Annotated in this window: 3 protein-coding genes and 1 pseudogene; 1 reads left to right on the top strand and 3 read right to left on the bottom strand. The window is 68.3% G+C overall.

Annotated features, from left to right (window positions below; genetic code table 11):
* Together AC1DVT_RS19555 and AC1DVT_RS19560 are read right to left on the bottom strand one after the other, a co-directional pair.
* Positions 1-463: pseudogene (locus AC1DVT_RS19555) on the bottom strand (hypothetical protein); the annotation flags it as partial.
* A 105-nt stretch (positions 464-568) separates the two neighbouring features.
* Positions 569-1,129, bottom strand: coding sequence for a cysteine hydrolase family protein (locus AC1DVT_RS19560; RefSeq protein WP_477390985.1), 561 nt, complete (start codon positions 1,127-1,129; stop codon positions 569-571).
* A 102-nt stretch (positions 1,130-1,231) separates the two neighbouring features.
* Between AC1DVT_RS19560 and AC1DVT_RS19565 the strand changes: the two genes are divergently transcribed.
* Entirely contained in the window at positions 1,232-1,633 is a 402-nt protein-coding gene (locus AC1DVT_RS19565; RefSeq protein WP_477390987.1) for a hypothetical protein, read from the top strand.
* A gap of 9 nt (positions 1,634-1,642) precedes the next feature.
* Here AC1DVT_RS19565 and AC1DVT_RS19570 read toward each other — a convergent pair whose 3' ends face one another.
* Positions 1,643-2,140, bottom strand: a complete 498-nt coding sequence (locus AC1DVT_RS19570) for an HNH endonuclease (RefSeq protein ID WP_477390989.1) — start codon at positions 2,138-2,140, stop codon at positions 1,643-1,645.
* Between the last annotated feature and the right edge of the window lie 243 nt (positions 2,141-2,383).

The raw sequence follows: 2,383 nt of genomic DNA on the forward strand, positions 1-2,383 counted from the left end.
GCACCGTGCCGCGATCGCGCAGCCGCGCGCCCAGCCGCGCCATCTCGGCGTCGCCGGCGCGCGCCGGTGGGCGCACGGCCACCACTGGCAGCACCTCGGCGAGGGTCGCGGTCACGGCGAGCCACCGACTGCCGGCATCGGGGACCAGCACGAGTCGGGCGAGATCGACACCGATCGCCTCGGCCGCTTCGGCGCCGAGCTCCGGCATCCCGATCACACCGCACCAGGATCCGTCCTGCGAAGGCCGGGCGAGCAGCGCGAGCAGCAGCGACATGGACCGCCCCAGCGTGTAGGCGGCGCCAGGCCTCAGCCCGCCACCGGGCAGCAGCGCTGCGAGCGCGGGATGCACGGGCAGCACCGGGGCGTCCAGCCGGAGCCCCTGCACCCGCTCGAGTTGCGCGCGCAGCTGCAGCACCTCGTCGCCCTGCTCCTGGCGCGCCTCGTTCCGCACGATCGCCCTCACCTCTACAGAATAGAACAGATGTTCTATTGCTTCAATGACTCGATCGAACTTATCTCCGGCCTCCGACATTCCCGCGCGTCGGCGTCGGAGGCGAGAAACCTCGACTCAGCGCGTGAGCGAGGCCGTCGTCGCGATCCGGGCGAAGCCGCCCGCCTGCAGCACGAGCGCCGTCGTCGCCATGATCTCCGCGGCCGAGCGCGTCACGGTGCCGAGGCCCGCGACATCCGCCGTCAGATCGAAGGTGCGGGTCGCATCGAGCACGACAGTCGTGTCGTAGCCGAGGTTGCCCGCCATCCGCGCCGTGGTCTCGACGCACATGTTGGTCTGGATGCCGCAGATCACGAGTTCGCCGATCCCCTGCTCCTGCAGCCAGGCGTGCAGGTCGGGGTCACCGTAGAAGGCCGAGTTGACGTTCTTCGTGACGAACAGCGCCGGCCGGGCCGCGGCGACGGGGTCGACCAGCGCATTGCCCGCCGCAGCGGGATGCAGCGGCGAGCCCGCGGAGCCGGAGTCAWGCCGCACGACGACGATCGGCTCGCCGGATCGCTCCCAGGCGCCGATGAGCGCTGCGACGTTCGCCTCGCAGTCCGRGTTCGCCGTGTCGCCCCAGAAGTCCAGGTCGTCGAAGGCGCGCTGCATGTCGATCACGATGAGGGCTCGGGTCATGGGTCCATCCCATCACGCCGAGTCTTCCCGCGAACACGGTTGACCCGCTAACTTAAGGGCACCGTGGAACCGTCCACGCACATCCGCCGAAGGAGGCCGCCGTTGGACGGTGCCGCTCATCCGACCCTGCTCGAGTCGCTCTCGGCATGGGTGCTCATCGTGACGTTCGCGATCTCGCTGATCTACGAGCTGTGGAGGGCGACCGCTAAGGCCGGCACGACACGCTACGACTCCCTGCGGGAGTTCGCGAAGCTGTCGTGGCTCTACGTCGTCGCGGCGATCGTCATCGTCCTGCTGTTCGTCGGCGTGCCCTTCGCCGCGTGGGTCGGCCTGATCTTCTCGCTGGCCGTCATCGTCGTGTCGATCTTCTACTACAACCCCCAGATGATGCTCGAGCGCAAGCCCGGCATCATCGACTGGGTGGAGGACCTCGTCTACACGGGGCTGCTGTTCGTCGTCGCAGCCTTCCTGACGCTCGAGGTGTCAGGACTCACGCTCGCATAGACCCGGGGTCTACGCGGCGAGCTCGAGGTACGGCTCCCAGCGCGGGTCGGTGCGCTCGGTGCCCCGCACGGTCCACTGCGCACCATAGGGTGGCCGCGGGACGAGCCGCAGCTCCCAGCCCATCTCCTGGGGCGTGCGATCGCCCTTCAMGTTGTTGCACCGCAGGCAGCATGCGACGAGGTTCTCCCACGAGTCCGCCCCACCGCGCGACCGCGGCAGGACGTGGTCGATCGTCGACGCCATCTTCGCGCAGTACGCGCAGCGGTGCGCATCGCGACGCAGCACTCCACGACGGGTGACCGGGATGTGCCGGCTCCCTGGAACGCGCACGTAGCGTCTCAGCAGGATGACCGCAGGGCGTTCATACGCCCCGCGCGCTCCCCACACCGGATCGCCGTCGATGTGTTCGACGACCGTGGCCTTCTCATTCATCACCAGCACGAGGGCCCGCTTGAACGACACGACAGCGAGCGGCTCATAGCCCGCATTGAGCACCAGAGTGCGCATTCCTCATCCTCTCGAACGGCCGGGACGGCTTCCCGGTGATTCGACCGACGATGTTCAAAGGCTCAGGGGCATGAAAAAAGGCGCTGTCTCACAGACAGCGCCTTGGCGCCACGGCAGTGCCGTGGCATCCGCTCACACGATGCCGAAGGACGAGCAGGCCAAGCGCATCCATGGTTCGGATGCGTGGCATGGCGCCCATCGACGACCCTCCGCTTTCTCTCAGCGTCGGTTTCAGGCTAACGC

The organism is Microbacterium sp. P2_F9 (genome assembly GCF_056403635.1).